This window comes from Serratia sp. TSA_105.2, from assembly GCF_052692115.1.
In genome coordinates this window covers 138,466-165,459 of sequence record NZ_JBQZFT010000007.1, presented here as the reverse complement: position 1 = coordinate 165,459, position 26,994 = coordinate 138,466, and the positions used below count along the sequence as shown (strand labels likewise).

The window sequence follows — 26,994 nt, the reverse complement described above, 5'->3', positions numbered from 1 at the left end:
CGGCTGGCGCCAGGCCGCTTACTTCAGCAGCGCCTGCGCCTTGGCCACCACGTTGTCCACGGTGAAGCCGAACTCGGCGAACAGCTGCTCTGCCGGCGCCGACTCACCGAAGGTGGTCATGCCGACGATGGCGCCGTTCAGCCCCACGTACTTGTACCAGTAGTCCGCGATACCCGCTTCCACCGCCACGCGCGCCGTTACCGCCGCCGGCAGCACCGACTCGCGGTATGCCGCATCCTGCTTGTCGAACGCGTCGGTCGACGGCATCGACACCACGCGCACCTGGCGGCCCGCCGCGGTCAGCTTGTCCGCCGCTTCCACCGTGATACCCACTTCGGAGCCGGTGGCAATCAGGATGACGTCCGGCGTGCCCGCGCAGTCTTTCAGCACGTAGCCGCCGCGGTACACGTTCGCCAGCTGCTCAGCGGTGCGCGGCTGCTGGGTCAGGTTCTGGCGCGAGAACACCAGCGTGGTCGGGCCGTCGTTGCGCTCGATGCCGTACTGCCACGCCACCGCCGATTCCACCTGGTCACACGGGCGCCAGGTGCTCATGTTCGGGGTCACGCGCAGGCTTGCCAGCTGCTCCACCGGCTGGTGGGTCGGGCCGTCTTCGCCCAGACCGATGGAGTCGTGGGTGTAGACGAACACGTTGCGCAGCTTCATCAGCGCCGCCATGCGCACCGCGTTGCGGGCGTATTCCACGAACATCAGGAAGGTCGCCGAGTACGGCAGGAAGCCGCCGTGCAGCGCGATGCCGTTGGTGATGGCGGTCATGCCGAACTCGCGCACGCCGTAATGAATGTAGTTGCCCGCCGGGTCAACGTTCAGCGCTTTCGAGCCGGACCATAGGGTCAGGTTGCTCGGCGCCAGGTCGGCGGAGCCGCCCAGGAACTCCGGCAGCACCTTGCCGAACGCTTCCAGCGCGTTCTGCGACGCCTTGCGGCTGGCGATGTTGGCCGGGTTGGCCTGCAGTTTTTCCACGAACGCCTTGGCGTCGGCTTTCCAGTCGGCCGGCAGCTCGCCGTTCATGCGGCGCTTGAACTCGGCAGCCTGCTCCGGGAAGGCCCTGGCGTAGGCGGCGAACTTGTCGTTCCAGGCCGCTTCTTTGGCCTGACCGGCTTCCTTGGCGTCCCACTGGGCGTAGATGTCCTGCGGGATTTCAAAGGCGGCGTATTTCCAGCCCAGCGCTTCGCGGGTGGCGGCCACTTCGGCTGCGCCCAGCGCGGCGCCGTGCACGTCATGGGTGCCGGCCTTGTTCGGCGAACCGAAGCCGATAACGGTCTTGCACATCAGCAGCGACGGCTTGTCGGTCACCTTGCGGGCTTCTTCAATCGCGGCCTTGATGGCGTCCGGGTTGTGGCCGTCGACGTTGCGCACCACGTGCCAGCCGTAGGCTTCGAAGCGCAGGGCGGTGTCGTCGGTGAACCAGCCGTCGACGTGGCCGTCGATGGAGATGCCGTTGTCATCGTAGAAAGCGGTCAGCTTGCCGAGCTTGAGGGTACCGGCCAGGGAGCAGACTTCGTGCGAGATGCCTTCCATCATGCAGCCGTCGCCCATGAAGGCGTAGGTATGGTGGTCAACGATGTCGTGGCCAGGGCGGTTGAACTGCGCCGCCAGGGTGCGTTCGGCGATGGCGAAGCCGACGGCGTTGGCGATACCCTGGCCCAGCGGGCCGGTGGTGGTTTCAACGCCTGGGGTGTAGCCGTACTCCGGGTGCCCTGGGGTCTTGGAGTGCAGCTGACGGAAGTTTTCCAGCTCGCGCATCGGCAGGTCGTAGCCGGTGAGGTGCAGGAGGCTGTAAATCAACATGGAGCCGTGGCCGTTGGAGAGCACAAAACGGTCGCGGTCAGCCCAGTGCGGGTTAGTCGGGTTGTGGTTGAGATAGTCACGCCACAGGACTTCGGCGATGTCCGCCATGCCCATAGGGGCCCCCGGGTGGCCGGAATTTGCTTTTTGTACGGCGTCCATGCTGAGTGCGCGGATGGCGTTGGCAAGCTCTTTACGAGAGGACATGTTTTACTCCAGGTCGGATAAAAAAAGCAGTCAAGTTCCCTATTTTCTCAGACTCCACATCACAACGGCAATCCCTAATGCCAAATGAGAGCGAGTTCACCACTTATTAGCACGATTGGACGCTTTTTCGGAATAACACTATTCTCGCCTTGGCTGGCGTACACTAGGCTCTTGCGACAAGATTTCCTCCAAGCAAAATGACTCTTTTACCTTGTTACCTTCACAGGAAGATGGCGTTATGAAGATCCGTACCTCTTTGATTGCGTTGGGCATTGCCACCTTGGCAACCGGCTGTCAAAACCTGAATACCGAAACCTTGATGCAGTCCGGCGCGCAGGCGTTCCAGGCGGCGACCCTGAGCAACAACGACGTTAAGGCCCTGAGTGATAAATCCTGTGCCGAGATGGACAGCAAGGCACAAATCGCGCCGGCCGACAGCACCTACGCCAAGCGTCTCAACAAAATCGCCGCGGCGCTGGGCGACAACATCAACGGCACCCCGGCCAACTACAAGGTCTACGTGACCAAAGACGTCAACGCCTGGGCGATGGCCAACGGCTGCATCCGCGTCTACAGCGGCCTGATGGACATGATGAACGACAACGAAGTGGAAGGCGTGCTGGGCCACGAAATGGGCCACGTGGCGCTGGGCCACACCCGCAAGGCGATGCAGGTGGCTTACGGCACCGTGGCGCTGCGCACCGCGGCGTCCTCCGCCGGCGGCGTCATCGGCTCGCTGTCGCAGTCGCAGCTGGCAGACATCGGCGAGAAGCTGGTCAGCGCCCAGTTCTCGCAGAAGCAGGAAAGCGAAGCGGATGATTACTCGTTCGATCTGCTGAAAAAGCGCGGCATCGATCCGAACGGCCTGGCCACCAGCTTCGAGAAGCTGGCCCAGATGGAAGCCGGCCGCCAGAGCAGCCTGTTCGACGACCACCCTTCTTCCCAAGCGCGTGCGCAGCACATCCGCGATCGCATCGCGGCAGAGAAATAACCACGAAAACGCCCGGCAATCGCCGGGCGTTTTTTATCGTATTAATACAGCGTTTTCTGCGGCGGCCCGGCGAAAGTCAGCGGCCCGACCTGTTTCATGTCCACCTCGACCACCGACGGCCCCGGGTAGTTGATCGCCTCGGCCAGCACGCCGTTGAACTGCGACACCGCGTCCACCTTCCAGGCTTTCAACCCCATCGCTTCGGCGACCTGGGTAAAGGCTGGCGTATGCAGCTCGTTGTAATACTGGCGCCCGGCGAAGTACTTGTCCTGAATGCCGCGCATCACGCCATAACCGCCGTCGTTCATGATCAGCAAGGTGATATTCACCTGTTCCTGCGCCATGGTCGCCAACTCGCCCAGGCCCAGCGCCAGACCACCATCGCCCACCAGCCCCACCACCTTGCGCTGCGGGTTGGCAATCGCGGTGCCGATGGCCATCGGCAGCCCCATACCGATGGCACCCGCCAGCGAGTGAATGTTGCACAGCGGCGAGATCGCCCGGAACAACCGGCTGCCCCAGACGCTGCCGGAAACGGTGATATCGCGTACCAACAGCCCGTCCTGCGGCAGCGCGGCGTCGATGGCGTCGTTGAGTTTGGCGTATTCACCGGACTGCTGGCGCAGCGCGCTCTCCGCCTGCTGCACCGCCCCCGCGATCTCGGCATCCCACTCGGCGTTGACCTTCTCGCCGGGGGCCAGCCGCGCCGCCAGCGCCGCCAGCAGCGCCGCACAGTCGCCGTTGATCTGTTCATCGGCCAGATAGTTGCGGTTGGCCGCCGCCGGATCGATGTCAATCTGCACCAGCGGGCGCGGCAGCGGCAGCGTCCAGGTACGGGTTTCATTGCTGCGCAGGCGCGAACCGGCCACCAGCGTCAGATCGCACTGCGTCAGGATCGCTTCGATGCTCGGTGAGTTATGGAACGCCCGCAGGCTGCGCGGATGGCTGTCCGGCAGAATGCCGCGCCCGTGGGTGCTGGAGATCACCGCCACGCCGGCGTCCGCCAGCTTGCGCACCGCGTCGCCGCAGGCCAAGGCGCCGCCGCCCAACCACAGCAGCGGACGCTTGGCCTGTTTCAGCCGCTGATGCAACCGTTCCACCGCCGCATCGTCCGCCTTCGGCAGCGGCGCCGGCGCCAACGGCTCGGTCAGCACCGAACGGGAAACCAGGCTGCTTTGAATATCGATCGGGATCTCGACCGCCACCGGGCCGCAGGGCACGGTTTGCGCATCCAGGATCGCCCGCTGGATCACCGCCACCGCCTGCTCCGGCGAATTGACCCGGTAAGCGCGCTTGGAGCAGGCGCGCAGGAAACCGAGCTGATCGCGGGTTTCATGAATAAAACCGGCGTCGGCGTCCAGATAGGCTTTTTCCACCTGGCCGGTGATATGCAGCAGCGGCGTGTTGGCGTTGAGCGCCTCAATCATCGCCCCCACCGCGTTGCCGGCGCCGGCGCCGGTGCTGGTCAAGGCTACGCCCAGGCCGGAGAAACGCCCGTGCGCGTCGGCCATGGTGACCGCCCCTGCTTCGCCGCGCGCCGGCACGAAGCGGATTTTATCGCGCTGCCCCACCGCATCGGCGATCGGCAGATTATGAATCGAAATGATGCCGTATATCGCCGACACCGCGTACTGTTCCAGAGTCCGGGCTATCGCCTCGCCAACCGTGATTTTATCGCTCATCATCTGCCTTCTTAGGGTATTCGTTATTAGGGTTATGCGTAGAGGTGTCGGCCTAGTCGCTCCAGCGGCTCACCTGATGACTCAGCGCCAGATACACGCTTTTCTGCTGCATGTAGGCCTTGATGCCGTTCAGGCCTTTTTCGCGGCCCAGCCCGCTCTCCTTGAAACCGCCGAACGGCGTGGAAATCGAGAACGTTTTGTAGGTATTGACCCAGACGGTGCCGGTTTCCAGCCGCTCCGCCAGCGCCATCGCGCGAGGGAAGTCACGGCTCCAAATGCCGGCCGCCAGGCCGTACACCGAGTCATTGGCCTGTTCGATCAGCTGTTGCTCGTCGTCAAACGGCAGCGCCACCAGCACCGGGCCGAAGATCTCTTCCTGGCAAACGCGGGCGTCGTTGTTCAAGCCTTCAATCATGGTCGGCAGGTAATAGCTGCCGCTCGCCAGTAGCGGATCGGCCGGCGCTTCGCCGCCGATGATCACCCGGCCGCCCTCCTGCCGCGCCAGCGCCACGTAGTCCGCCACGCTTTGCCGATGTTTGGCGCTGATCAGCGGGCCGAGATGCACGCCCGGCACCAGCGGGTTGCCGATGCGCAGCCCCGCCGTCAGTTCGGTCAAGCGCGCCAGCAGCGGCTGATACAGCGAACGATGCACGAACAGCCGCGAACCGGCGATGCACGCCTGGCCGGCGGAGCTGAAAATGCCGTAGCAGATGCCGCGCGCCGCCTGCTCCAGATCGGCGTCCTCCAGCACGATGGTCGGCGACTTACCGCCCAATTCCAGCGAAGTGGGGATCAGCTTGTCGGCGGCGATGTGCGCCAAATGGCGCCCGGTACTGGTCCCGCCGGTAAAGGAGATCTTTTTCACCAGCGGATGACGCGCCAAAGCCTCGCCGATCACCGAACCTTTGCCCGGCAACACGCTGAGCAGCCCGGCCGGCAGGCCCGCCTGTTCGAACAGCTCGGCCAGCTTCAGCGCCATCAGCGGCGTGGCTTCGGCCGGTTTGAGCACCACCGCGTTGCCCGCCGCCAACGCCGGCGCCACCTTCTGCATTTCGCTGGCGATCGGCGAGTTCCACGGCGTAATAGCGGCGATCACACCCATCGGTTGATACTGGCTTAGCGTCATCACCTCGGCGCTGCGCGGGGTCGGCAGCTCGCCTTCCAACACCTCGCAGGCGGCCGCGAAGTAGCGCGCGGTCGCCGCCGCGCTGGCCACCAGCCCGCGGGTCTCCGCCAGCGGCTTGCCGTTGTCGCGGGTCTGCAGCTCGGCCAGCTGTTCCTGCTGCGCCAGAATCAGGTTGCTGACGCGGTAAAGGATCGAGGCGCGTTGATGCGGCACCAACCCACGCCATTCCGGCGCGCGCCAGGCGCGCTCCGCCGCTTCCACCGCCTCGTTCACGTCCTCGACGTTAGCGGCACGCAGCCGCGCGTTGACGCTGCCGTCGGCCGGGAATACCGACGCCATCTCTTCGCCACGCCCTTCACGCCAGCGCCCGGCGACAAAAATATTCAATCGTTCCATGCTCCGCTCCTGCCGTTCAGGCAATAAAACCGCCGTCCACCAGACGGCGACAGGCTTGTACCGCGCTCAGCGCCGCCAGGGTTGATGTTTTGGGATTGCTCGCCAGCGGGGTGCCGCTCAGCTCGATGTGAAATTCGCCAAAGTCGCCGCACACCTGCAGACGATGGGTATTGCGCCGGGTGGCAGGATCGACCTGCAGGCGTACCCGGGTGGCGTCCATCCCCAGGCCGTTGAGCGCAATGGTGGCCGCCACGTTGGCATTGGCCGGGAACAAACGTGCCGCTTCGCGCGCCGAACCTTCAAAAAACACCTGCGCTTCGCTCACCGCATCAAGGTCGATCAGCTGCTCCGCCGGGCTGCCGCGCCAGCTGGCTGGACTTTTGCTGGCCTGATAGGTCACGCTCTCCAGCCCGCCTTCGCGCGCCGACGCCAGCCCATCCATCCCCGCCACCGCACCGGACAGCACGATCAGCTGCCCGTGATGGCGGCGGCAAACCTGCTGCAGCCGCTGTTGCAATGCGGCGTCCGCCAGCGCGCCGGTCGAGATCAGCGCCAGCGGCCAACCGCGCTGCAGCACCGCTTCGCCGAACTCCGCCACCGCCTGCTGGCTGGCGCACTCCAGCACCAGATCCGGCCGCTGCGAACACTGGGCTGGATGAGTCAGCGCCTGCACCCGCCCTCCAAAGGCCCCGGCGATCGCCGCATGATGAGCTGCGCGCGCCAGGATCCAACCGACCTCCACGCCTTCAGGCAAACGGGCGATCACTTCCTTCGCCATCGCACCGTAGCCAATCATCATGATCTTCTTCATCTTTTTCGGCCCCTGCTACACATGGCGGTTAAAGCCGCCGGAAACGTCCAGCGCCGCGCCGGTGGTAAAGGAAGCCAGCGGCGAAGCGAGGAACAGCAGCGCCTGCGCCGGCTCCTGCGGCTTGCCGAGGCGTTTCATCGGGATGCCGCGCCGTTCGGCGATCGCCGCCGTCCACTGCTCCCAGCTTTGATCTTTATCGCTGCGCTCGTCGAAACGGCGGCGCCATTGGCCCGACTCCACCATCCCCAGCAAGATCGAGTTAACGCGAATGCCTTTGCCCACCAGCTCTTTCGACAGCGTCAGCGTCATGTTGAGCAGCGCGGCGCGCGCCGCCGAGGTGGCGATCATGTGCTCTTCCGGCTGCAGCGCCAGCAGCGAGTTCACGCAGGTGATAGACGCGATCGCCGATCGTTCCAGCGCCGGTAAAAACGCCTGCACCGGGTTGATCACGCCGAACAGCTTCAGCTCGGCCTCATGCAGCCAGGCTTCGCGCGGCGTCTGGTCAAAATGGGCAACGAAGCCCTGACCGGCGTTGTTGATCAGCAGATCCACGCCGCCGAAATGCGCCGTCACCTGGGCGGCGAACTGCGCCACCTGCTGCGCGTCCAGTACGTCGCAGCGCAGCGCCAGGATCTCCGCCTGCGGAAACTCCGCGCGCAGGCTGGCTGCTGCACCGGCCAGTTTGTCCGGATCGCGGCCGCAGAACGCCACCTTCGCCCCTTCGGCCAGCAGCAGCTTCAGGGTTTCGAAACCGATGCCCGACGAGCCGCCGGTTACCACCGCCACCCGATTCTCAAGCTGAAAATTCATCGTTGGATTGCTCCCGTAAAGTCCCGCAGATAGCGGTTGAAACACGCCGGCGCGTCGAGGTAGCTGGCATGGCCGGCGGCGGCGATCAAACGCAGCGTCGCGTCCTGCTCACGCGCCAGCTCGGCCGCCTTCTCCGGCGGCGTAATGCGATCCTGTTCACCGCACCAGACTTCCAGAGGGCCGCGATAGCGCGCCAGATAGCGGCCGATATCGTCGTTGGCCAGCATCCAGGCGGCGCTCAGAAAACCGTCGGGATCGAGCTGCTGCATGCCGTTGCGCACCCAGGCGATATCCTGCGGATCCGCCCCTTCACGCAGCAAGGCCGCCGCCCGCTGCTCGCCATAGCCCACCGGCCCCAGCGTCTCTATCATCTGTTGGCGCTGGCCGTACACCTGCCGACGTTTTTCCTCCGGCGCCGTGGCATAGCCCTGCGCCGGATCCGCCAACACCAATCCACATAACCCGTCCGGATAGCCGGCGGCATAGGCGCTGCCGATCAGCGCCCCCAGCGAATGGCCGACGATCAGCGGCTGCGCCAGCTGCAGCTCATCAATCAGCGCCGCCAACGCCGCCGCATAACCGGCGGCATCGGCCTGAGGATCCGCCAACGGCAGGCTACCGCCGTAGCCCGGCGCATCCCACGCCAACAGACGGTGGCCGTCCGTCAGGCCGCTATCGTTGAGCTGCTTGATCCACGAGGCCGATCCTGAGCTGATGCCGTGCAGCAACACCACCGGCCGCCCCTGCCCGGCCTCGCGCCAGCTCAGGGTGTACGCCCCGCAGCGCGCCCGTTGGCGTTGCGCCAGGCCGTTCATCAGTTGCGCTTCACTTTGGACAGCGGGTGATCCGCCGGGTAAGTCGGGATCTCCGGCTTGGCGGTGCCGAGCATCACGCACATCAGCGCCTCTTCCTCGCCGTGGTTGAACAGACCGCGATACACCCCCGCCGGCACCGAGATCAGATCGCGCTCTTTCAGCCTCGTCTCGTAATACTCCTCCCCATCCTGAATCATCAGCGTGATGCTGCCTTTCAGCATGAAGAACACTTCTTCCACGTCGTCGTGCAGGTGCAACGGGCCCTCGCACTTCGCCGGCAGCACCATGGTGGAGAAGGTGAAGTTGCCCGCCGGAATGGTGTTGGCGTCGCTGGCCACGCCGGTGGCGCCGGTGCCGATGTAGCGCATCTGCGCGCGGCGGTATTTCGGGTCGAAATCGGCCTGGAATTTCAGCGCGTTCCAGTCGTATTTACGGCCTTCGAAACGCGCGATGCGCGACTCTACCCAATTTTCCATCGACAGATCCTGCGGCTTGACGCCGGCTTTGTTCTCAACCTGAGACATGTTGTCACTCCTCTGTTGAATCGATTGATTAATCAGTACTTTCTCAGTAACGGCAGCAGAATGAGGCAGCCGACGAAAGCCATCACCACCAGGAACAGCAGGCCGTTATCCATATTGCCGGTGGCGGCGATCAACGCCCCCATCAGCACCGGCGCCAGCGCGCCGGCAAAATTGCCCAACCCGTTGAAGATACCGCCGGCGGTAGCGCTGACCTTGCTGCTGGTCGCCTTCGCCAACAGCGCGAAAATATTCGGCGCACCGGCGCCCCACATAAAGGTGCTGAAGGCCATGGCGGCAATCACGCTGTAGGTGCCCTGCAGGTGCAGCACCACCGCCAGACCGAGGCCGGCGCCGCACAGCGACAGGAAGCAGGCCAGCGCGCGCCGATCCAGCTTGTCCGACAGCCAGGCGCCCAGCACCTCGCCGAGCAGCATGGCGATGAACGGCAGCGAAGAGAGGTAACCGGCATGCTCCAGATGAATGCCTTTCCCCTTGATCAGGTAGCTCGGCAACCAGCCGTTCATGCCCCACAGGTAGGTCAGGAAGGCGATGTTGAACAGGCAGATCATCCAAAAGTGCGGGCTGCGCAATAGCTCTCGGCGATGCTGTTGGCGTTCGGACACCGCCGGCTTGGTCGCCGCCGCCGGACGCGCGACGTTCAGGTGGCGCATGCCGAACAGCACCAGCAACATCACCGGCAACGTCAGAAACGCCATAAAGAAGAAGGTGGCCTGCCAGTCGAAGGTATTGAGAATGTACAGGGTGACCGGGAAGCCAAGCGCGGCGCCCAGCGGCGTGCCGAGCAGCCACAGCATGGTGGCGCGCGCCTGCAGCTGCGGCGGGAAGGCCTGACGAATAATGGCGTAGGCCATCGGCAGCAGCGGCCCTTCGGCGATGCCGAGCAGAATGCGCAGCGTCATCATGGCGTGATAGGAACGCACCATCCCCATCAACACCATCAGCACGCCCCACACCACCATCATGCCAATCAATACCTTGACCGGATTAAGCCGATCGCCGATGCCGCTGAGCAGCATCGAGGAAATGCCGTAGGAGAACAGAAAGGCGCTCATCAGCAAGCCCAGCCGCGCCGGGTCAAAACCGATCCCTAACGCCTGCTGAAACTCACTATCGGAAAACAGCGCCGCGATGCTGATCTTGTCGAAAAACGCCAGCAACACGCAGGCAAACAGCGCGATCGGCACCGACCAGCGCACCCGCTGCTGCGGATTTTCGGCAACAGCTTCCCCCGCCCGTCCTGCGCGGGCGTCAATGTCTTGCGTAGTCATAAAACGCTCCCGAGGTTCGGGCGTTATTTCAACGCCATCAAAGAAAACTCCGCATCCGCCAGCTGCTGCGGATCCAACACCCGGCCGCTCGCCAGCCAACGCTTGCCGAGCTTGATGGTGCGCGCGTCGTTGAACGCCACCATCTGCACCAGCTGCCGATCGGCGTTCAGCGTGAAGAACACCTGCGACTGCGGCGTGCGGCGCACCACATGGTGCACGCCGCCGCTCGGCACTCCGAGGATCTGGATATTGGCGTCGTATTGATCCGACCAAAGCCAGGCCACGTCGTCATACGGGGCGGCGAAGGCGTCGAGCATCGCGCAGGCGGTGCTAATGGCCTGATTTTGCGCGTAGGCCCAGGACTGCAGGCACAGGCCAAGCGTCGGGTGGCGCGCCACATCGCCGGCGGCGAAGATCGCCGGATGGCTGGTGCGCCCCTGGCCGTCGACCACGATGCCGGAGTCGATCGTCAGCCCGGCGCTGCGCGCCAGTTCGAGATTCAGCTCGACGCCGATCCCCACCACCACCAGATCGAAGTCCTGCGGATCGCTGACTTCGCTGCCGATCCAGGCGGCGCCATCGCGATCTTCCAGCGAGATCTCGCCGCAGCCGCACAGCACCGTGACGCCCTGCTGGCGATGCAGTTCGAGCAACGCCTGTGAGACGTCGGCGCCGACGCTGCGCATGCACAGCGCAGGCTGGCGTTCAAACACCGTCACCTCGGCGCCGAGACGGCGCGCGGAAGCGGCGATCTCCAGCCCGATCCAACCGCCGCCGACGATCGCCAGGCGACGGCAGCCCTGCAGGCCCTGCCGCAACCGGGCCGCATCGTCCCAGGAACGCAGCGTCATCACGCGCGGGTGCTGCGCCCAGGCGGCGCTCGGCACACGCGGCCGCCCGCCGGTGGCGATCAGCAACTGCTCGAACTGCAGCCGTTGCCCGTCGCTGAGCGTGACGATTTGCTGTTCTGCATCGATGGACTCGGCGCGCAGCGGGCGACGCCAGTCGATATTCAGCTCCGCCACCGTCTGTTCGCTGAACAGCCGGCTGAGGGGAGCCGCGGCATCCAACAGCGCCGCTTTCGACAGCGGCGGCCGCTCGTAAAAATCGTAGGGTTCGTCGCTGACAACCGTCAGCCGGCCGCTGTAACCGCGATCGCGCAGCGTCTTGGCCGCCCAGCCGCCGGCCTGACCGCCGCCGACGATGACGATGCCCGAGTGTTCCGGCCGGTTCATAACGCCGCCGCCTTTTTATGCTGGCGGCGCGTGTCGTGATCGATGCCGCCCTCTACCGCCCATTCGGTGAAGGAGACCAATGAATGCTCCAGCTCGCGCGGCTGCCAGTTTTCCGTCAGATAATCGTCGTTGGTGTAGTACTCGAACGCGCCGCCGGTCGGGCTGTTGACGTACCAGAAATAGGCCGAGGAGATCGGGTGGCGGCCGGGGCCGATAAAGGTGCTCCACTTCTCCTTGTTCATGGCGATGCCGCCGCCGATCACTTCGTGGATATCGCGCACGGTGAACGCCACGTGGTTCAGGCCCCGTGCGCGGTTCGGCAGCTTCAGCAGGAACAGGTTATGGTGGCCGCCGCGCGCCTGGGTACGCAGGAAGACGGCGCGATCGATATAGCGATCGGAAACCTGGAAATCCAACAGCTCGCGATAGAAACGCTCGGTCGCCGCCAGATCCTCAACGAAAAACACCACGTGGCCGATGTTGATCGGCTGCGCCTGCGCATAGACTGGGCTGGGCTGATCGATGCGGCGCACGTCGCCCCATTGGTTGATCGGCGTGACCGGCACCTCGACCGCCTGCTGGCGGCTGACGACGAAGCGCAGCGTCATGCCGTTGGGATCGAGGCATTCCAGCTCTTCTCCCACCTGACGGAAGCCGGGCATCAGCGCCAAACGCGGCTGCAGGCGCGCCAGATCGGCAGGCGAGGCCACGCCCCAAGTCATGCGGCGCAGGGTAGAACCGCCTTCAAACGCCGCAGGCAGCGCCGCGCTTTGCAAGGGGTGCAGGACAACCCGCGCCCCGCTCAGGGTAGTGAATTCGCGCTGCGGTTCGCCCCAATGTTGCGTGGCGGGCTGCAGGCCGAAGTCTTGCATGAATTTTTCGCAGGTTGGCAGATCTTCGACGCCAAATTCCAGTTTTTCGATTCCGATTACGCTCATTGTTCAGCCTCACGTTCTCGCTGCATACGGTTTTCAGGCATGAGTGAACCCCGGCCCCTGTTTGCTACGGGCCTTATCCCTGCCTGAGTAAAAGAGTCGGTCCTGTCGGTTAGCCGACCTTGGCCTGCGGCGGCGCGCCGAGGAAGCCGGAAATTTTCTCCGCCGCGTCGCGCACTTCCATGCGCAGCCGCTCGCGATCCGCTTTCGGGATCTCATCGGACGGCACCATGATGCTGACCACCGCCTCGACCCGCTGCTCGCGGTTGAAGATCGGGTAGACGATCGAGGAGATGCCGTGGCGGAAGAACGATTCGCCGATCACATAGCCGCGCGCTTTGTCTTGCTGCACCATCTGCCACAGCGTTTCGCGATCCGCCGGGGTGCCCGGCGCATTGCCCGGCAGCTGCGCGTCCGGATAAAGTTGTTCGAACTCGCCGCGGGTGGCGCTGGTCAACAGCATGCGCCCAAGCGAGGTTTGGTGTACCGGCAAGCGGGTGCCGACGCTGACCTGATTGATCTGCGAACCGGCGGCGCTGACGCGGGCGATGTAGATCACGTCGCGCCCATCGCGGATCGCCAGATGGCTGCTGCACTGGCTGCGATCGCGCAGCTGCTCGATCACCGGCTGGCCGGCCTGCGCCACGTCCAGCGACGCGATGTATTCGAAGCCGAGGCGCAGCACCTTGATGCCGAGCGCAAAGGTGTTGGTGCGCGGATTGCGCTCCAAAAAGCCCAGGTGCTCGAGCGTCTGCACCACGCGGTAAGCGGTGGCCTTCGGCATGTTGACCAGGCGATGCAACTCGGCGAAGGTCATTTCCTTATGCTGCTCGCCAAACGCCAGCAGCAACTGCAATCCGCGATCCAGTCCCGGGATCAGATACTTACATGCTTGCTCATCCGCCATGTCTCGCTCCTGCGCTGTGCGCCAGCCCTGCGGGCCTCAGTTGAATACGAAGCCACCGTTGACCGGCAGCAGTTGGCCGGTGACGAAATCCGCCAGCGACGACAGCAGATAAAGCACCGTACCGTTCACATCGTCCGGGTGCTGCGCCCCGGCCAGCGCGCGCCCCTGCTCGTACAGCTGATGACGCTCGGCGGGGACATACTCGGTAGCCTCCACCCGCGTCAGGCCCGGTGCAATGGCGTTGACGCAGATGCCCTGCGGGCCCAGCTCGCGCGCCATCGATCTCGTCATCGCGATCAGCGCGCCTTTGCTGGCGACATAGGCCATCAGGCGCGGCGCGCCCCACAGCGCGGTGTCCGACGCCACATTGACGATCTTGGCGTGCGGGTTGCGCGCCAGCAGCGGCACCGCCGCCTGGCTCACCAGCCAGGTGCCGCGCACGTTGACCTGCATCACCCGATCCCACAGATCGATATCGTATTCCATCATGGTTTTGCCGCCGACGCCGGTCGCCAGCGCCGCGTTGTTCACCAGGCCGTCGATCCCGCCGCCTACGGCGATCTTCTCGAACGCCGAACGGATCGAATCCGGTGACGCCAGATCGATCGTCTGCGTTTCCACCTGAGCGCCCTGCTCGCGCAGCGCGGCGCCGCCCGCCATCAGCTCATCCGCCAGAATGTCGCACATCACCACCTGCGCGCCGGCGGCGGCGATGGCGGCGGCGAAGCTGTAGCCCAGGCCGCGCGCCGCGCCGGTGACAACAATGCGTTTACCGTTCAGCAGGCCGTTCACTGCGCCGCCTCGCGCTCGCGCAACGTCGCCAGCTGTTTCTGCGCTTCTTTCTGCATCATGCGGCGCAGGCGAGAAAGACCGACGTCGTGCTGATACAGATATTCGTGGCCGCGGGCGTTAGGCGCCATGTTCTCAAGTACGATGCGATCCTGCTCGAGCACGTCCCAATGCAGCGACTCCAGGCGGTTGCGGTACATGAAGCGCCACATGTCGCGCTGCCAGTCTTTGACCTTACGGATGCGCCAGAAGAAGACCCGGCAGTGATCCTTGTCTTCCGGCACCACCATGCCGATGATCCAGAAGTGACCACCCGGCCCGAAGCGCTTCTTGTACGGGATCGACAGACGCATCCAATAGGCGCCGCTGCTGCCGAACTCCACCCAGTCGAAGTTGACGCCGATCTGGCCGTTCTTCTTGAAGATAAACCCGCTGTCGGTCGGCTCCAGCCCCATATCCGCCTTGCGATCCCCTTCCGCCATCGAGTGCGAGGAAGAGTGCAGGTAGGTGCCGTGCATCGGATCCATCACGTTTTCCAACGCGTACTGGTAGTTGCAGTCCCAGCTCGCGGTACACAGGAAGTTGCTGTAAGCGGCTTCGTCCGCCAGCTCTTGCGGAAAAGTCAGCTCCGCCGGCGCTTCATCCGCCGTCACGCCGAAATAGAGGAACACCGCGCCATAGGCTTCTTTGGCCGGGTAAGAACGCAGGCATTTTTGGCCCACCAGCGGACAGCGATCCACCGCCGGCACGTCTTTCACCGTCCCGTCGCCGCCAACCTCCACCCCGTGGTACCAGCAGGCGATGCGATCGCCGAGGTTCCACCCCATGGAAAGCCGCGCGCCGCGGTGCGGGCAGCGGTCTTCCAGCGCGTGGATCTGGCCTTCACCGTCACGCCACACCACGATTTGCTGTTCCAGACGGGTGATACCGACCGGGTTGTTGCCTACTTCCCAGCTGGCCAGCACCGGATACCACATGCTGCGCAACCCCTGGTCAAGATAGTCCTGCAAGCTGTGTGCGGAGGATGATGTTGTGTTTACTGTCATTGTCTTCTCCCGGATGCGGCTCAAAAACCGTTAACGTGAAGGAACTCGCGGAACGTCGTCTCATTCCACGGCTGGCCGCTGCGATCGAACAGACGGCGCTCGTTCAACGCGCTGACGATCTGATCCAGCTCTTCCGCCCCCTGCTCGAAGATGGCTTCCAGCGCCGCCACCAGGGCGGTTTCGAAACCGTCCGGCACCCGAGCGCGGGTTTGCCAGATCACGTTGCGAAATTGGCCCGGCTGGTGGATTTGGCCGTTGCCGCCTTCACGGGCCGGCGTCACCTGTTGGGTGTCCGGCAGCCAGGGATTGAAATCGGTGATGTGCTGCATGATTACTCCTCCGGGATAAAGGTGATCTGGATTTGGTTGTCGACCACCCGGGTGGGATAGGTTTGCAGATCGCGGCCGCCCGGCTCGCGCAGGCACTGGCCGGTGCGCACGTCAAACAACGCTTCATGCAACGGGCACTCAACCTTGCCGTCGTCTACAAACCCCTGGCTGAGCAAGGCATAAGCATGCGGGCAAACGTCTTCCAACGCGTAGTAGTTACCGTCGAGCAGGTACACCCCGATCTCTTTTCCTTCCACTTTGCCGGAAAAAGGAAAATCTTCTTTCACCTGAGACACTTCGCACACATTCTTCCAGCTCATTGCTTTTTTCCTCTATCTGATTGTTTCATATATGAAACTCAGTTTCTTATTTAATACAGTCACTATAAGTCTGGCGAAACTTTCGTCAAGCGAGCGGAACGGCAAATGTTAATGAAAAGTTGTTTAAAAATGACAAATGCGGGAAGGATCACGAAATCATGCACCGATATGAAAAACCTATGTCAGTTGTGCGCTCTCTCGCTAATTTATGGCAAAAAATGCGTTGATTCCGACGACGCATTGCGCGTAAAAATGTTTTCTCTCTGTCTTTCACACCTTATTTAATAACAATAAATTTACATCAATCAGCCCAATCCTCCCGCGTTTGCGCTATATGGCATCCTCGGGTGAGTTTACTGCTGCCTGAATTCGTCAACCGCTCGCACCGAGGAATGCATCGTGCAACAACGTCAACGCTGGTTTGGGGTGATCGCCCTGCTGTTTCTGATCGTTATCGCCTATGCGGATCGGGTCAATATCGCCGTGATGTTGGTCAATCCCGACTTCCTGCAACACTTCCAGCTCGGCAGTGACCGCGCTCACCAGGGCACGCTGATGACGGTGTTTTTGCTCGGCTACGGCCTGTCCGCCATGTTGCTGACGCCGTTTCTGGAAACGCTGATGGGTTACCGCCGCGCGCTGACGCTGAGCGTGGTGCTGTGGGCGCTGCTCACCGCCGCCTCGCCGCTGGCGGGATCGCTGATGCTGCTGTGCGTGGTGCGCGCGCTGCTTGGCGTCAGCGAAGGGCCGCTGTTCTCGCTGAAGACCATGTACATCGGCGATCATTTCGCCACCGACGAGCGCGGCAAGCCCAACGCGGTCAGCACGCTGGGCGTTTCGTTGGGGCTGGTGCTCGGCTTTCCGCTGGTGAGTTTTCTGATGGCGCACTTCGGCTGGGCGATGTCGTTTCACCTGCTGGCGCTGCTCAACCTACTGCTGGGGTTGGCGCTGGTGCGGCTGTTCGTTCATCCCCTCGCTCTGTCTTCATCCTCGCGCCCTGCCGATCCGCAACCGGTGCTGAGCCGCGTTTGGCACACCTTTGCGCTGGCCTGGCGCACGCCGATGCTCGGCTGGATCCTGCTGATCGAGATCGCCACGCTCAGCTATCTGTGGGGCTCCAGCGCCTGGCTGCCGGCGTACCTGACCGATGAAAAGGGATTCTCCATCAAGCAGATGGGCTGGATGGCCGCGCTGCCTTTCATCGTCAGCATCGCCTCCAAATACCTCGGCGGCGTGTTGCTCGATCGTATCCGCCCTTATCAGGCGCCGCTGATCTTCGTCTGCGGCGGCGCAGCGACCGCGCTGTGCATCTATGGCGTGATGAACAGCCATCAGCTTGGCTGGATCGCCTTCTTCCTGCTGGCGGCCAATGCCTGTTGGGGCGCGCAGGGCGCAGCGATCCCTACCCTGCTGCAACATTATGCGCGGCCGGAGGCGGTCGGCAGCGCCTATGGGCTGATCAACGGCATCGGCAATTTATTCTCGGCGTTTGTGCCGATGGCGATGGGCATGGTGATGGCCAGCCAGGGCAAGGTGTCTTCAGGCTTTGCGGTGCTGATCGCCTCGCAACTGCTGACGCTGCTGGCGGGCGGCGCGCTGTTTGGCCGCATGTTGCTGGCGCGGCAGGTGAAGCGGGCATAGACCCGTTTCCCTGTCTTGTGCGGCGGAAAACCGAAAGCGTTGAGAGGGTGCTCATGGATCTGGACGCCAACAATCAGCAGACGGGGGACATCCCCCGTCGCCGGGTTGCCTTACCGTTCGGATTCGTAAGCCAAAATGGCCGCAACCTCCGTGTTGCCCGATCGGATCCGCAGCTCACACAGCGTGCTGCGGGTTATCCATGCCAGTGATATTACCGTGGCACAAATAACCACCAATTTTAACAGGCTCCGTTTGTTCGGCATCATGCCTTCTTCTCCTTGCCTCGCGGCGGGTAAGAGGCTAACTTAACGTTGTCGTGCTTTAGAGTAGGCCTCGGGTTGATGGATATCGACTCGGGGCTTTTCTCTTTGTCTCTTTCGCACGGGCTCCAGAGACAAAGATCCAGAGCACCCGCCTGCAGTATATTCATCTCACCGCCACGCCTCGTGTTCCTTTTCGCACGCAATATCGCTTTTGCTCACCCGCTCGCAGCGCCTTGCAACACCATGAAAAAAAAGGCTCAGCAACGCTGAGCCTTTGATGGCAGAAAAAGCACGGCCGAGACGCCGCTTACGACGTCTGCTTACGCAACAGATAAACGAAGTACGGCGCACCGATAAAGGTCGCCAATAACCCGGCGGGGATCTGATACGGGAACAGCAGCATCCGCCCGCACCAGTCGGCAAACACCATCAGCAAGCCGCCCAGCAGCGCGGCGATCACCATCTGCGGCAGCGCGCGGCGGAAGCCCAGCATGCGCGCCATGTGCGGCGCCATCAGCCCGACAAAGCTCAGCGGCCCAACGGTCAGGGTCGCCATCGCGGTCAGGGTGGCGGCCAGCAACAGAATGGCCAACCGCGCCGGCGTCAGCGCAATGCCCACCGAGCGGGCGGTGGCGCCGCCGAGCGGCAGGATGGTCAACCAACGGCGGCACAGCGGCGCCAATACCATCAATCCGGCGGCCACCAGCGCGGTGCGCAGCGCCTGCGCAGGCTCCACCGAATAGGTCGAACCGGAGAGCCAGGTCAGCAAGCCCCCCATACGCGGATCGCCGCTGGCCAACAGCAGGAAGATGACGGTGGTAAAGGCGGTGCTGAGCGCGATACCGGCCAGCAGCATACGTTCGGTCGAGAAACCGCCGCGGCCTGCGGCGATCATGATGATCAGCAACGTCGCGGCCGCCCCCAGGCTGCCGGCGGGCAGCAACCATACGAAGGCGTCGCCCGGCACCATAAACAGCATTATCACGACGCCAAAAGCGGCACCGGAGCTGATGCCCAACACTTCTGGGCTGGCCATTGGGTTGCCGGTCAATTTCTGGATCAGCGTGCCGGCGACCGCCAGCATCATGCCCGCCGCCAGCGCCGACAGCACGCGCGGCCAACGCCACGGCAGCAGAGCGTCCAGTTCTGCGCTCAGGCTCCAGTGCCAGCCGCCGGCATTTTTGCCCAGCATCAGCGCCAGCGTCAGGCCGATCAGCAGTACGAGGCCCCCCACCAGGATCCAGGCAGGCAGATTCCCACGTTCGGCAGGCACCTTGTCGCCGAGGTTCATCGGCGGCGGCGTAGCGGCGCTGCGCAGGCGCGGCAGCAGCCACAGCAGCAGCGGCGCGCCGAACAGAGCGGTGGCCGCACCGGTCGGGATCTCGCGCCACACCTGCGTTACCCCGAGCATCACCTGATCGGTCAACCACAGCAACAGCGCCCCCAGCAACGGCGCCAGCATCATGCGGTGCGCCAGGCGGCGCGCGCCCAACATCTTCGCCATCAGCGGTGCAAACAGGCCGATAAAGCCGATAACGCCCACCGCACTCACCAACATGGCGCTGAAGATAATGGCCAGCCCCAGGGTGCAGAAACGCGCCATCGACAGCCCCAGCCCCAGGTTGCGCGCCACGCCGTCGTCCAGCCCCAGCAGCGTCAGCGGGCGCAGCAACAGCGCCGCCAGCAGGCCGGCCACCAGCAAACGTGGCAGAATGAACTGCACGGCGCTCCAGTCCTGTTGGTTCAACGCGCCGGTGCCCCACAGGAACATGCCCTGCAGCTGATCGTAATGAAACAGCGCCAATAGGCTGTTGACCGCGCCGCAGTACAGCCCCAGCACCAGCCCGGCCAGAATCAGCGTGACCGGCGACATCCGCTTGCCCCAGGCGACGCCGAACACCAGCCCGCCCACCACAATTGCACCCACCATAGCGGCCAGTTGGCGGGTGAATTCGCCCCCCGGCAGCACCCACAGCGTGGCGATGGTCAGGCCGAGCTGCGCGCCGGCGGCAACGCCGAGCGTCGACGGCTCCGCCAACGGATTGCGCAACACCTGCTGGAACAGCACGCCGACCAGCCCCAGGCCGGCGCCGGCCAACAGCGACACCGTCAACCGCGGTAGCAGGCTGTAATGGAACAGCATTTGCCGCACGTCGTCGATGTCCGGCGCGCTGAGCGCCCGCGCCCAGTGCGCCGGCGGCAGCTGCTGCGCCAGGTTGTATATCGTCAGGCCACCTGCCGCCGCCAGCAACAGCAGGATCAGCGTCAGCGGTAATCTCCGGATGCCCGAATTCATGCCCCACTCTCCTGGGCCTGCGCCAACAGGCGGCAAAACCGCATCGTCGACAGCGTGGCGCCGTAGAACCACACCGCCGGCACCTGCCGCAGCTGGTTTTGCCGCACGAAGGGCAACGACTGCCATAACGGCGTCGCACTGACCTTATCCATCATCGCCTGATTGCCGTGATCGAGGTAGATGACCCGGGCGTTACGCACCGTGGCCAACCGTTCAATGCCCACCACCGCCGTGCCCCAAAAGTCGGTTTGCTCCTGCCAGGCATTGCGGATGCCCAGTTGGTCCATCGCTTCCTGGAACAGGCTTTTCTGGCCGATGATCAACGCATGGCGCGTGTCGATCAGCGAAAACAACAGCAGCGGTTGCCGGGTGTAACTTTGCAGGCGCTGACGCGCATCCTGCATAAAGCGGTCGAACTGCGCCAGGTGGTTTACCGCCCGGCTTTCGATGCCCAACCGCTGGCCCAGCGCCATCAGCGACTGGCGGGCGACGGTCAGCGGTTTGCCGCTGCCGTCGTTGAAGCCGAAGCTCATGGTTGGCGCGATGGGTTGGATTTTTCGCGGCGTCGGGCCATAGCCTTGCGACAGCAACACCAGCGAAGGCCGGAGCTGCTGCAGCAGTTCGAGGTTAGGTTCGGTGCGCTGACCGACGTCGACCACCGTCGCCGGCAGCTTCGGCTCCGCTACCCACAGGTTGTAGTTATGCACATCGGCCACCGCCAGCGGCGTCACGCCCAATGCCAACAGCAGCTCGATCGGCAGCCATTCCAGCGCCGCAACGCGCGCGATATCCGGCGGCGCATCCGCCGCTCGGCCGGGCAACGAGCCCAACAGCGGCGACAGCGCCAGCGCCATCAACAAACGGCGGCGCAGCGGATCGTGAGAAGAAGTGAATGCAGGAGACATCAGTAGACAAAACTCACCGGCGCGCCGCCGCTCGGGTGCGGCAACGTGCCCATAGGAATACCGTAAATTTGCTCCAGCACCGGCCCCTGCATCAGTTCCAGCGGGCCGCCCTGGGCGATCATTTCCCCGCCGCGCAGCGCCACCAGATGGTCGCAGTAGCGTGCCGCCATGTTGATGTCGTGCAGCACGGCGATCACCGTGAGGTCGCGTTCGCGACTCAAGCGCTGAATGAGCGCCAGCACCTCGACCTGGTGCGCGATGTCCAGCGCCGACGTCGGTTCGTCGAGCAACAGGCAGCGGCTGTCCTGCGCCACCATCATCGCCAGCCAGGCGCGTTGGCGCTCGCCGCCGGACAGGCTGTCCACCAGGCGGTTGGCGAACGGCTTCAGCCCCACCAGTGAAATGGCCTCTTCCACCAATTGGCGATCGTTGGCGCCAAAACGCCCCAGCGCGCCATGCCACGGATAGCGCCCGACGGCCACCAGTTCGCGCACCGTCATGCCTTCCGCCGCCGGCAACTGCTGCGGCAGGTAGGCCACTTGGCGGGCGAAGGATTTGCTGTCCCACTGCGCCAACGGCTGCCGATTGAGCAGTACCTGGCCGCCGCTGGGCGCATGGTGCCGCCCGAGCAGTTTCAACAGGGTGGATTTACCGGAACCGTTATGGCCGATCAGGCCGCAGACGTTGCCCTGGGGAAAACTGAGCGACAGCGGTTGCAGCAGCACCCGGCCGGGGACGGCGAAACTGGCGTTATCCAGCGCGAAGGTCGCGCCGGGATTAAGAAGTTTGTCCTGCATAGATCCTGCTTTGTCCGGGGCGACGCGGCGCCGCCCCGGCTATCCGGTTAGAAACGGAAGGTTGCGGTGGCGACCACCTGGCGTTCTGCGCCCCAGTAGCAGGCGTAGTCGCGGTAGCAGCTGGACACGTAGGTCTTGTCGAACAGGTTGTTGATGTTGACGCCCACGGACGAGCCCGGCAGGCCAAAGCGCGCCAGATCGTATTTAATGGTCGCGTCCACCAGCGTGTAGTCCGGCACCTTGAAGGCAGAGTTATCGCTGTTGAAGCTCGAGCTGGAGCCAACGTAACGCACGCCGGAACCCAGCGTCAGGCCGCTCACCGCCGTTTCGTGGAAGGTGTAATCCGCCCACAGCGACGCCATATGTTTCGGCACCTCGACGGTCGGTTTGCCCTGATAGGTATTGTCCTTGGTGTATTTCGCATCGGTATAGGTATAGGAGGCGATCAGGTTGACGTTGGCATTCAACGCCGCCTTGGCTTCCAGCTCCACGCCGCGCGAACGGATCTCGCCGCTCTGCACGCTGAACTGCGCGTTATCCGGATCCGGCGTCAGGTTATTGTTTTTGGTCAGCTGATACAGCGCGCCAGTCAGCACGATTGGGCGATCCTTCGGCACGTATTTCACGCCGGCCTCATACTGCTTGCCGATCGAAGGTTTGAAGGTGCTGCCCCCTTGCGTCGTGCCCAGATTCGGTTCAAACGACTCGCTGTAGCTGAAATACGGCGTCACGCCGTTGTCGAACAGGTAGTTGAGGCCGCCGCGCCAGGTGAACTGGCGATCGGTCTGCTGGCTCGTCGAACTCGCATCGCGGTTATAAGCGGAAGTCTTCGCCCAGTCATAGCGCCCGCCCAGCGTCAACAGCCACTGGTTCCACTCCCCTTGCTCCTGCACATACAGGCCGGTTTGCTCCTGACGGTTCAGGTAATGGTAGGGGAAGTTGATATTGACCGCGTCATTTCCGTATTGCGGATGGGTCATGCTCAGACCGTCCGCAGAGCCAAATGCGGCATTGATATCGTTACGCATGCGCATGTAGTCCACGCCGAACAACAGCGTGTGATCGATATCGCCGGTTTTCACCTTCGCCTGCGCCTGGGTATCCACAGAGAAATTGTTCAGATGCTCTTTCGACTGCACATAGGCGCGATTAATCGTCGTCGGCGTCGCCGCAGAAACGCCGCTGCCATAGATGCTCTTCATGTCGGTTTCCAGCTGCATATAGCGCAGATTCTGGCGTACCGCCCAAGTATCGTTGAAGGCATGTTCGAAGCTGTAGCCGATCATCCGCTGTTTGCGGGAGGTGTAGTTGCTGGCTTCGCCCTCGTTGAAATCGGTCGGCAGCTTACCGCCGTTCGGCAGCGGGATCAGCGTGCCCTGCTTCGGCAGCCAGCCGTAATAACCGGTATAGGGATCGTTTTGAATGTTGGCCAGCAGCGTGAAGTTGGTTTTGTCATCCGGGCGCCAGCTAAAGGACGGCGCGATCGCATAGCGCTTCTCTTTGCTCATGGTCTGCTGCGTATCGCTGTCTTTCGCCAGGCCGGTCAGGCGATAGGAATAAATGCCCTGATCGTCCAGCGCGTCGCTGAAATCGAAACCGGTCTGGAACAGGTTATCGGTACCCATTTTGAACTGGATTTCGCGCAGCGGCTCGGTGGTTGGCCGCTTGCTGACCATCGAGACCAAACCGCCCGGGTTGCTTTTACCGTACAGCACCGAGACCGGGCCGCGCAGCAGCTCGGCGCGTTCGAGGAAATAAGGATCGATGGACGCTTCGCTGTAGTTGTCGCCCAGCAACCGCAGGCCATCCAGATACTGGGTGGTGTTGGTAGCCGGGAAGCCGCGGATTGCCACCGCGTCATAGGTCGTGGAGCTGCCGCGGCTGGCGAATACGCCCGGCGCATAGGCCAGCGCGCCCTTCACCGTATCCGGCTGACGCATGTCCATCTCTTCACGCGTCACCACGGAAACGGACTGCGGGTTCTTCTCGATCGGCGTATCGGTTTTGGTGCCGGTGGCGCTGCGTTTGGCGACATAGGTGCCGACCGGCCCCCAGGCGCTTTCCTGCTGGGCGGTATTGCTACCGCCCACAACGGTAATCGTGTCTTCCTTGGCGGCCGGCTTGGCGTCGGCGGAAAAAGCCGGCATCGCCAGCGTGCCCAACGCCGCAGCGACGGTGATCGCTAACGCGCTGACGGGGGTGCGGCCCTGCTTGGCCGCGGATGATGAAAGACGCTTGGTCGGCATAGTTGATTTCTCTGATGAATAATTAAATGACGAATGTAAACGATAATAATTATTATAAGCGTCGCATTTTATGCAGAAGCGAAATTAAACTGCAAGCCGAATTCATAAGGCAAATAGGTTAAGGATTAGGCGCTTAGCCATGCGATTAACAGGGAAATAAAACGAGCGGAAAAATAAAAAAGCCCGCAACCAAGGTTACGGGCTTAATAACAAAGAAAAAACTTTCACCGGGGCCGACGCCCCGGTAGCGATTACTGGCCGAACATATCCTTGATCCAGCCAGCGACGCCATCGCCATCTTTTTGCTCACCCGCTGCCGGTTGCTGCTGTTGCTGCACCGCCGCCTGGCTGGCCTGGCACAATCCCTGCGGATTGTCGGTCCAGACCGGGATGGTGCGCCAGCTGCCGCCGCCGCAGATAAAGTTGCCGGCAGAGTCGATGCTCATCTGGTTAATGCCTTCCGGCGGCTGCAGCATCAGCGGCAGCGGCGTCTGGTTTTCCAGATAACGGCGATACAGAGTCAAGGCGCCGTTGGCGCCGGTCAGCTTGGCCGGGCCGTTGTTGTCGCGCCCCACCCAGGCGATCGCCACTTCCTTGCCGTCGATGCCGGCGAACCAGCTGTCGCGCAGATCGTTGGTGGTACCGGTTTTCGCCGCCAGGTTGTAGTTCGGGAACTTCACCGACAGCGAGCGGGAAGTCCCGCGCGCCACGCCCTGCTGCATCGCGTACAGCGTCAGGTAAGCGGCCTGCGCCGGCACCATGCGTTCCGCCTGCGGGAAACTCTGGTACAGCACCGTGCCGTCTTCGGCGATCACCGAACGCACAGCCGACAGCGGCGCACGGTTACCGCCGCTGGCGATGGTCTGGTACTCCTGCGCGACTTCCATCGGCGTCAGGCCGATCGCCCCCAGCAGCATCGATGGCACCGGGTTGATCTCCGCTTTCGGGATACCCAGGCGTTGCAGCGTAGCGCTGATCTGATCCAGCCCAACCGACAGGCCGAGGTTCACCGTCGGCACGTTCAGCGAGTTGGCCAACGCATCCACCAGCATCACCTGACCGCGGAATTTGCGATCATAGTTGTTCGGCTGCCAGACGGCGCCGTTCGGCTGTTTCAGCGACAGCGGCGCATCCGCCAGCCAGGTGTTGAGGCGGTATTTATCCGGTTCGGACAGCGCGGTCAGGTACGTCGGCGGCTTGGCCAGCGAGCCGACCAGGCGGCGCGCCTGCATGGCGCGATTGAAGCCGGCGAACTGCGGGTTGGCGCCGCCGACCATGGCGCGCACTTCACCGCTGAAGCGATCGACGATCACCATCGCCGCTTCCAGATCCTGCAGGTGACGCGCGGCGCGCAGCGCCGGGATGCCGTCTTCGACCGCTTTTTCCGCCGCGTCTTGCGACACCGGATCCAGCGTAGTGAAGATCTTCACGCCGGACAGGTCATTGACCTTATCGCCGAGCTTGCTCTGCAGTTCCTGACGCACCATCTGCATAAACGCCGGCTGCGGCGTAATGACGCCGCCTTTCGGCTGCACGCCCAGCGGGCGCGCGCTCAGCATGTCATACAGCTCGCCGTCGATCACACCCTGGTTCTGCAGCAGTTTGAGCACCAGGTTGCGGCGTTCCAGCGCCAGCTTCGGGTTACGCCACGGGTTATACAACGACGCGCCCTTGACCATGCCGACCAGCAGCGCCTGCTGATCGAGGCTCAGCTCGTCCACCGGACGGCCGAAGTAGTACAGGCTGGCCAGCGGGAAACCGCGGATCTGGTCGCTGCCGCTCTGGCCGAGGTACACCTCGTTCAGATACAGCTCCAGAATGCGGTCCTTGCTGTAACGGTAATCCACCAGCAGCGCCATATAGGCTTCGTTGGCCTTACGCCACAGCGAACGTTCGTTGGTCAGGAACAGGTTCTTCACCAGCTGCTGCGTCAGGGTACTGCCGCCCTGCACCGCACGACCGGCGGTCAGGTTGGCCAGCACCGCACGGCCGATGGAGTAAGGGCTGATGCCGTCATGCTCATAGAAGTGGCGGTCTTCCGTGGCGATCAGCGTATCCACCAACAGATCCGGGAAACCGGAGCGCGGCACGAACAGGCGCTGTTCACCGTTTGGCGACTGCAGCATGGTGATAAGACGCGGATCGAGGCGGAAGAAGCCGAAGCTGCGGCCGCTGTCCAGGTTTTCGATCTTCGCCAGACGGTTGTTCTGGAAATCGAGACGGGCGCGGATCTGCCCTTCTTTACCATCCGGGAAGTCGAATGGGCGGCGCAGCATCTCGATGCTGTTGGCCTGCACGGTAAACTCGCCCGGGCGCGTCATTCGGCTGACCTGGCGATACTGCATGCCTTCCAGCAGGTTGACCATCTCCTTCTTGCTGTACGGCATGCCCGGTTCCAGGTTGACCATGCGGCCGTACACCGCCGCCGGCAACTGCCAGACTTTGCCGTCGATGCGGCTGCGGATCTGCGAATCCAGATAGACGCCATAGATCGCCAACAGGACGGCGAGCACCAGGATCAGTTTGATTATCAGGCCAAGCCAGCGGCGTTTTTTACGCGGCGGAGTCGCTTTTACCTTACGCGGCATGCGTTCCTCCTCCTCTTCATACTCATCATCGTCATACTCGTCTTCTTCGTAATCGTCATAATCGTCGTCTCGGCGACGGCGCGGCGGCTTGCGCGACGCGGTGTTTTTTGGTTGTTTTCCTTTGCGCCCGATGGGCTCGCGGTCATCCCCAGCCATGGCTGTTGTTCTCCGAGCTTGCCGACACTGCCGGCCATGATTAGTCGCTTAATCTGTGCCTACGCCGCAGCGCTGACCAGAAGA

23 protein-coding genes are annotated in these 26,994 nt (G+C 63.2%); 2 read left to right on the top strand and 21 right to left on the bottom strand.

Going from position 1 to position 26,994, the window contains the following annotated elements:
* Positions 1-18 precede the first annotated feature (18 nt).
* Positions 19-2,013 carry a transketolase gene (gene tkt, locus ACUTSC_RS19545; protein WP_445653507.1) on the bottom strand — a complete coding sequence of 665 codons (1,995 nt, stop codon included), beginning with the start codon at positions 2,011-2,013 and terminating at the stop codon, positions 19-21.
* Positions 2,014-2,251: 238 nt separating this feature from the next.
* Here tkt and ACUTSC_RS19540 point away from each other — a divergent pair, with 238 nt between their 5' ends.
* A complete protein-coding gene (locus tag ACUTSC_RS19540) occupies positions 2,252-3,004 on the top strand; it encodes a M48 family metallopeptidase (RefSeq protein WP_019456034.1) in 753 nt (250 codons plus the stop codon).
* 41 nt (positions 3,005-3,045) lie between these two features.
* On the opposite strand, the gene ACUTSC_RS19535 is transcribed toward ACUTSC_RS19540, so the two are convergent.
* The 14 genes from ACUTSC_RS19535 to ACUTSC_RS19470 form a co-directional block, all read right to left on the bottom strand.
* Positions 3,046-4,686: a thiamine pyrophosphate-binding protein gene (locus tag ACUTSC_RS19535; protein ID WP_197767604.1), complete on the bottom strand. Its 1,641-nt coding sequence runs from the start codon at positions 4,684-4,686 to the stop codon at positions 3,046-3,048.
* Positions 4,687-4,738: 52 nt separating this feature from the next.
* Positions 4,739-6,208: an aldehyde dehydrogenase family protein gene (locus ACUTSC_RS19530; RefSeq protein WP_197767425.1), complete on the bottom strand. Its 1,470-nt coding sequence runs from the start codon at positions 6,206-6,208 to the stop codon at positions 4,739-4,741.
* A gap of 16 nt (positions 6,209-6,224) precedes the next feature.
* Complete coding sequence (locus tag ACUTSC_RS19525) at positions 6,225-7,019, bottom strand: aspartate dehydrogenase (protein WP_197767426.1); 795 nt, start codon at positions 7,017-7,019, stop codon at positions 6,225-6,227.
* Between the two features lie 15 nt (positions 7,020-7,034).
* Positions 7,035-7,829: an SDR family oxidoreductase gene (locus ACUTSC_RS19520; RefSeq protein ID WP_164096940.1), complete on the bottom strand. Its 795-nt coding sequence runs from the start codon at positions 7,827-7,829 to the stop codon at positions 7,035-7,037.
* Entirely contained in the window at positions 7,826-8,644 is an 819-nt protein-coding gene (locus ACUTSC_RS19515) for an alpha/beta fold hydrolase (RefSeq protein ID WP_055311972.1), read from the bottom strand. The genes ACUTSC_RS19520 and ACUTSC_RS19515 overlap by 4 nt, the downstream gene beginning before the upstream one ends.
* Positions 8,644-9,168, bottom strand: coding sequence for a cupin domain-containing protein (locus ACUTSC_RS19510; protein ID WP_197767427.1), 525 nt, complete (start codon positions 9,166-9,168; stop codon positions 8,644-8,646). Before ACUTSC_RS19510 ends, ACUTSC_RS19515 begins: the two co-directional genes overlap by 1 nt.
* Positions 9,169-9,200: 32 nt before the next feature.
* The gene (locus ACUTSC_RS19505) at positions 9,201-10,457 is read right to left on the bottom strand and encodes an MFS transporter (protein ID WP_038874278.1); all 1,257 of its coding nucleotides are present in this window, start codon (positions 10,455-10,457) and stop codon (positions 9,201-9,203) included.
* A 23-nt stretch (positions 10,458-10,480) separates the two neighbouring features.
* The gene (locus ACUTSC_RS19500) at positions 10,481-11,692 is read right to left on the bottom strand and encodes an NAD(P)/FAD-dependent oxidoreductase (RefSeq protein ID WP_443003189.1); all 1,212 of its coding nucleotides are present in this window, start codon (positions 11,690-11,692) and stop codon (positions 10,481-10,483) included.
* Entirely contained in the window at positions 11,689-12,630 is a 942-nt protein-coding gene (locus tag ACUTSC_RS19495; RefSeq protein WP_197767429.1) for a VOC family protein, read from the bottom strand. The genes ACUTSC_RS19500 and ACUTSC_RS19495 overlap by 4 nt, the downstream gene beginning before the upstream one ends.
* A 109-nt stretch (positions 12,631-12,739) precedes the next feature.
* A complete protein-coding gene (locus ACUTSC_RS19490) occupies positions 12,740-13,534 on the bottom strand; it encodes an IclR family transcriptional regulator domain-containing protein (protein WP_197767430.1) in 795 nt (264 codons plus the stop codon).
* Positions 13,535-13,570: 36 nt separating this feature from the next.
* Positions 13,571-14,326 (bottom strand): SDR family oxidoreductase, encoded by a 756-nt coding sequence (locus ACUTSC_RS19485; protein ID WP_197767431.1) that lies wholly within the window; start codon positions 14,324-14,326, stop codon positions 13,571-13,573.
* Complete coding sequence (locus ACUTSC_RS19480; RefSeq protein ID WP_197767432.1) at positions 14,323-15,369, bottom strand: Rieske 2Fe-2S domain-containing protein; 1,047 nt, start codon at positions 15,367-15,369, stop codon at positions 14,323-14,325. Before ACUTSC_RS19480 ends, ACUTSC_RS19485 begins: the two co-directional genes overlap by 4 nt.
* A gap of 20 nt (positions 15,370-15,389) precedes the next feature.
* Positions 15,390-15,698 (bottom strand): recombinase-like helix-turn-helix domain-containing protein, encoded by a 309-nt coding sequence (locus ACUTSC_RS19475; protein ID WP_063988739.1) that lies wholly within the window; start codon positions 15,696-15,698, stop codon positions 15,390-15,392.
* 2 nt (positions 15,699-15,700) lie between these two features.
* On the bottom strand, positions 15,701-16,018 hold the full coding sequence (locus ACUTSC_RS19470) for a non-heme iron oxygenase ferredoxin subunit (RefSeq protein WP_063988738.1): 318 nt from the start codon (positions 16,016-16,018) through the stop codon (positions 15,701-15,703).
* Between the two features lie 399 nt (positions 16,019-16,417).
* Here ACUTSC_RS19470 and ACUTSC_RS19465 point away from each other — a divergent pair, with 399 nt between their 5' ends.
* On the top strand, positions 16,418-17,659 hold the full coding sequence (locus ACUTSC_RS19465) for an MFS transporter (RefSeq protein ID WP_197767434.1): 1,242 nt from the start codon (positions 16,418-16,420) through the stop codon (positions 17,657-17,659).
* 110 nt (positions 17,660-17,769) lie between these two features.
* Here the strand turns inward: ACUTSC_RS19465 and ACUTSC_RS19460 are convergent, their stop codons facing one another.
* The 6 genes from ACUTSC_RS19460 to mrcB form a co-directional block, all read right to left on the bottom strand.
* Positions 17,770-17,922: a Hok/Gef family protein gene (locus ACUTSC_RS19460; protein ID WP_033638576.1), complete on the bottom strand. Its 153-nt coding sequence runs from the start codon at positions 17,920-17,922 to the stop codon at positions 17,770-17,772.
* 307 nt (positions 17,923-18,229) lie between these two features.
* Positions 18,230-20,218 (bottom strand): Fe(3+)-hydroxamate ABC transporter permease FhuB, encoded by a 1,989-nt coding sequence (fhuB, locus tag ACUTSC_RS19455; RefSeq protein WP_445653506.1) that lies wholly within the window; start codon positions 20,216-20,218, stop codon positions 18,230-18,232.
* Complete coding sequence (fhuD, locus tag ACUTSC_RS19450) at positions 20,215-21,123, bottom strand: Fe(3+)-hydroxamate ABC transporter substrate-binding protein FhuD (protein ID WP_197767436.1); 909 nt, start codon at positions 21,121-21,123, stop codon at positions 20,215-20,217. Before fhuD ends, fhuB begins: the two co-directional genes overlap by 4 nt.
* A complete protein-coding gene (gene fhuC / locus ACUTSC_RS19445) occupies positions 21,123-21,920 on the bottom strand; it encodes a Fe3+-hydroxamate ABC transporter ATP-binding protein FhuC (RefSeq protein ID WP_016930054.1) in 798 nt (265 codons plus the stop codon). Before fhuC ends, fhuD begins: the two co-directional genes overlap by 1 nt.
* Before the next feature lie 47 nt (positions 21,921-21,967).
* Positions 21,968-24,166, bottom strand: a complete 2,199-nt coding sequence (gene fhuA, locus ACUTSC_RS19440) for a ferrichrome porin FhuA (protein WP_197767438.1) — start codon at positions 24,164-24,166, stop codon at positions 21,968-21,970.
* A gap of 251 nt (positions 24,167-24,417) precedes the next feature.
* The gene (mrcB, locus tag ACUTSC_RS19435) at positions 24,418-26,910 is read right to left on the bottom strand and encodes a bifunctional glycosyl transferase/transpeptidase (RefSeq protein ID WP_197773729.1); all 2,493 of its coding nucleotides are present in this window, start codon (positions 26,908-26,910) and stop codon (positions 24,418-24,420) included.
* Positions 26,911-26,994: the final 84 nt, after the last annotated feature.

Bases quoted from the DNA above. Each gene is read 5' to 3' on its own strand.
- tkt (WP_445653507.1), bottom strand. From the start codon at position 2,013: ATGTCCTCTCGTAAAGAGCTTGCCAACGCCATCCGCGCACTCAGCATG.
- ACUTSC_RS19540 (WP_019456034.1), top strand. From the start codon at position 2,252: ATGAAGATCCGTACCTCTTTGATTGCGTTGGGCATTGCCACCTTGGCA.
- ACUTSC_RS19535 (WP_197767604.1), bottom strand. From the start codon at position 4,686: ATGAGCGATAAAATCACGGTTGGCGAGGCGATAGCCCGGACTCTGGAA.
- ACUTSC_RS19530 (WP_197767425.1), bottom strand. From the start codon at position 6,208: ATGGAACGATTGAATATTTTTGTCGCCGGGCGCTGGCGTGAAGGGCGT.
- ACUTSC_RS19525 (WP_197767426.1), bottom strand. From the start codon at position 7,019: ATGAAGAAGATCATGATGATTGGCTACGGTGCGATGGCGAAGGAAGTG.
- ACUTSC_RS19520 (WP_164096940.1), bottom strand. From the start codon at position 7,829: ATGAATTTTCAGCTTGAGAATCGGGTGGCGGTGGTAACCGGCGGCTCG.
- ACUTSC_RS19515 (WP_055311972.1), bottom strand. From the start codon at position 8,644: ATGAACGGCCTGGCGCAACGCCAACGGGCGCGCTGCGGGGCGTACACC.
- ACUTSC_RS19510 (WP_197767427.1), bottom strand. From the start codon at position 9,168: ATGTCTCAGGTTGAGAACAAAGCCGGCGTCAAGCCGCAGGATCTGTCG.
- ACUTSC_RS19505 (WP_038874278.1), bottom strand. From the start codon at position 10,457: ATGACTACGCAAGACATTGACGCCCGCGCAGGACGGGCGGGGGAAGCT.
- ACUTSC_RS19500 (WP_443003189.1), bottom strand. From the start codon at position 11,692: ATGAACCGGCCGGAACACTCGGGCATCGTCATCGTCGGCGGCGGTCAG.
- ACUTSC_RS19495 (WP_197767429.1), bottom strand. From the start codon at position 12,630: ATGAGCGTAATCGGAATCGAAAAACTGGAATTTGGCGTCGAAGATCTG.
- ACUTSC_RS19490 (WP_197767430.1), bottom strand. From the start codon at position 13,534: ATGGCGGATGAGCAAGCATGTAAGTATCTGATCCCGGGACTGGATCGC.
- ACUTSC_RS19480 (WP_197767432.1), bottom strand. From the start codon at position 15,369: ATGACAGTAAACACAACATCATCCTCCGCACACAGCTTGCAGGACTAT.
- ACUTSC_RS19475 (WP_063988739.1), bottom strand. From the start codon at position 15,698: ATGCAGCACATCACCGATTTCAATCCCTGGCTGCCGGACACCCAACAG.
- ACUTSC_RS19470 (WP_063988738.1), bottom strand. From the start codon at position 16,018: ATGAGCTGGAAGAATGTGTGCGAAGTGTCTCAGGTGAAAGAAGATTTT.
- ACUTSC_RS19460 (WP_033638576.1), bottom strand. From the start codon at position 17,922: ATGCCGAACAAACGGAGCCTGTTAAAATTGGTGGTTATTTGTGCCACG.
- fhuB (WP_445653506.1), bottom strand. From the start codon at position 20,218: ATGAATTCGGGCATCCGGAGATTACCGCTGACGCTGATCCTGCTGTTG.
- fhuD (WP_197767436.1), bottom strand. From the start codon at position 21,123: ATGTCTCCTGCATTCACTTCTTCTCACGATCCGCTGCGCCGCCGTTTG.
- fhuC (WP_016930054.1), bottom strand. From the start codon at position 21,920: ATGCAGGACAAACTTCTTAATCCCGGCGCGACCTTCGCGCTGGATAAC.
- fhuA (WP_197767438.1), bottom strand. From the start codon at position 24,166: ATGCCGACCAAGCGTCTTTCATCATCCGCGGCCAAGCAGGGCCGCACC.
- mrcB (WP_197773729.1), bottom strand. From the start codon at position 26,910: ATGGCTGGGGATGACCGCGAGCCCATCGGGCGCAAAGGAAAACAACCA.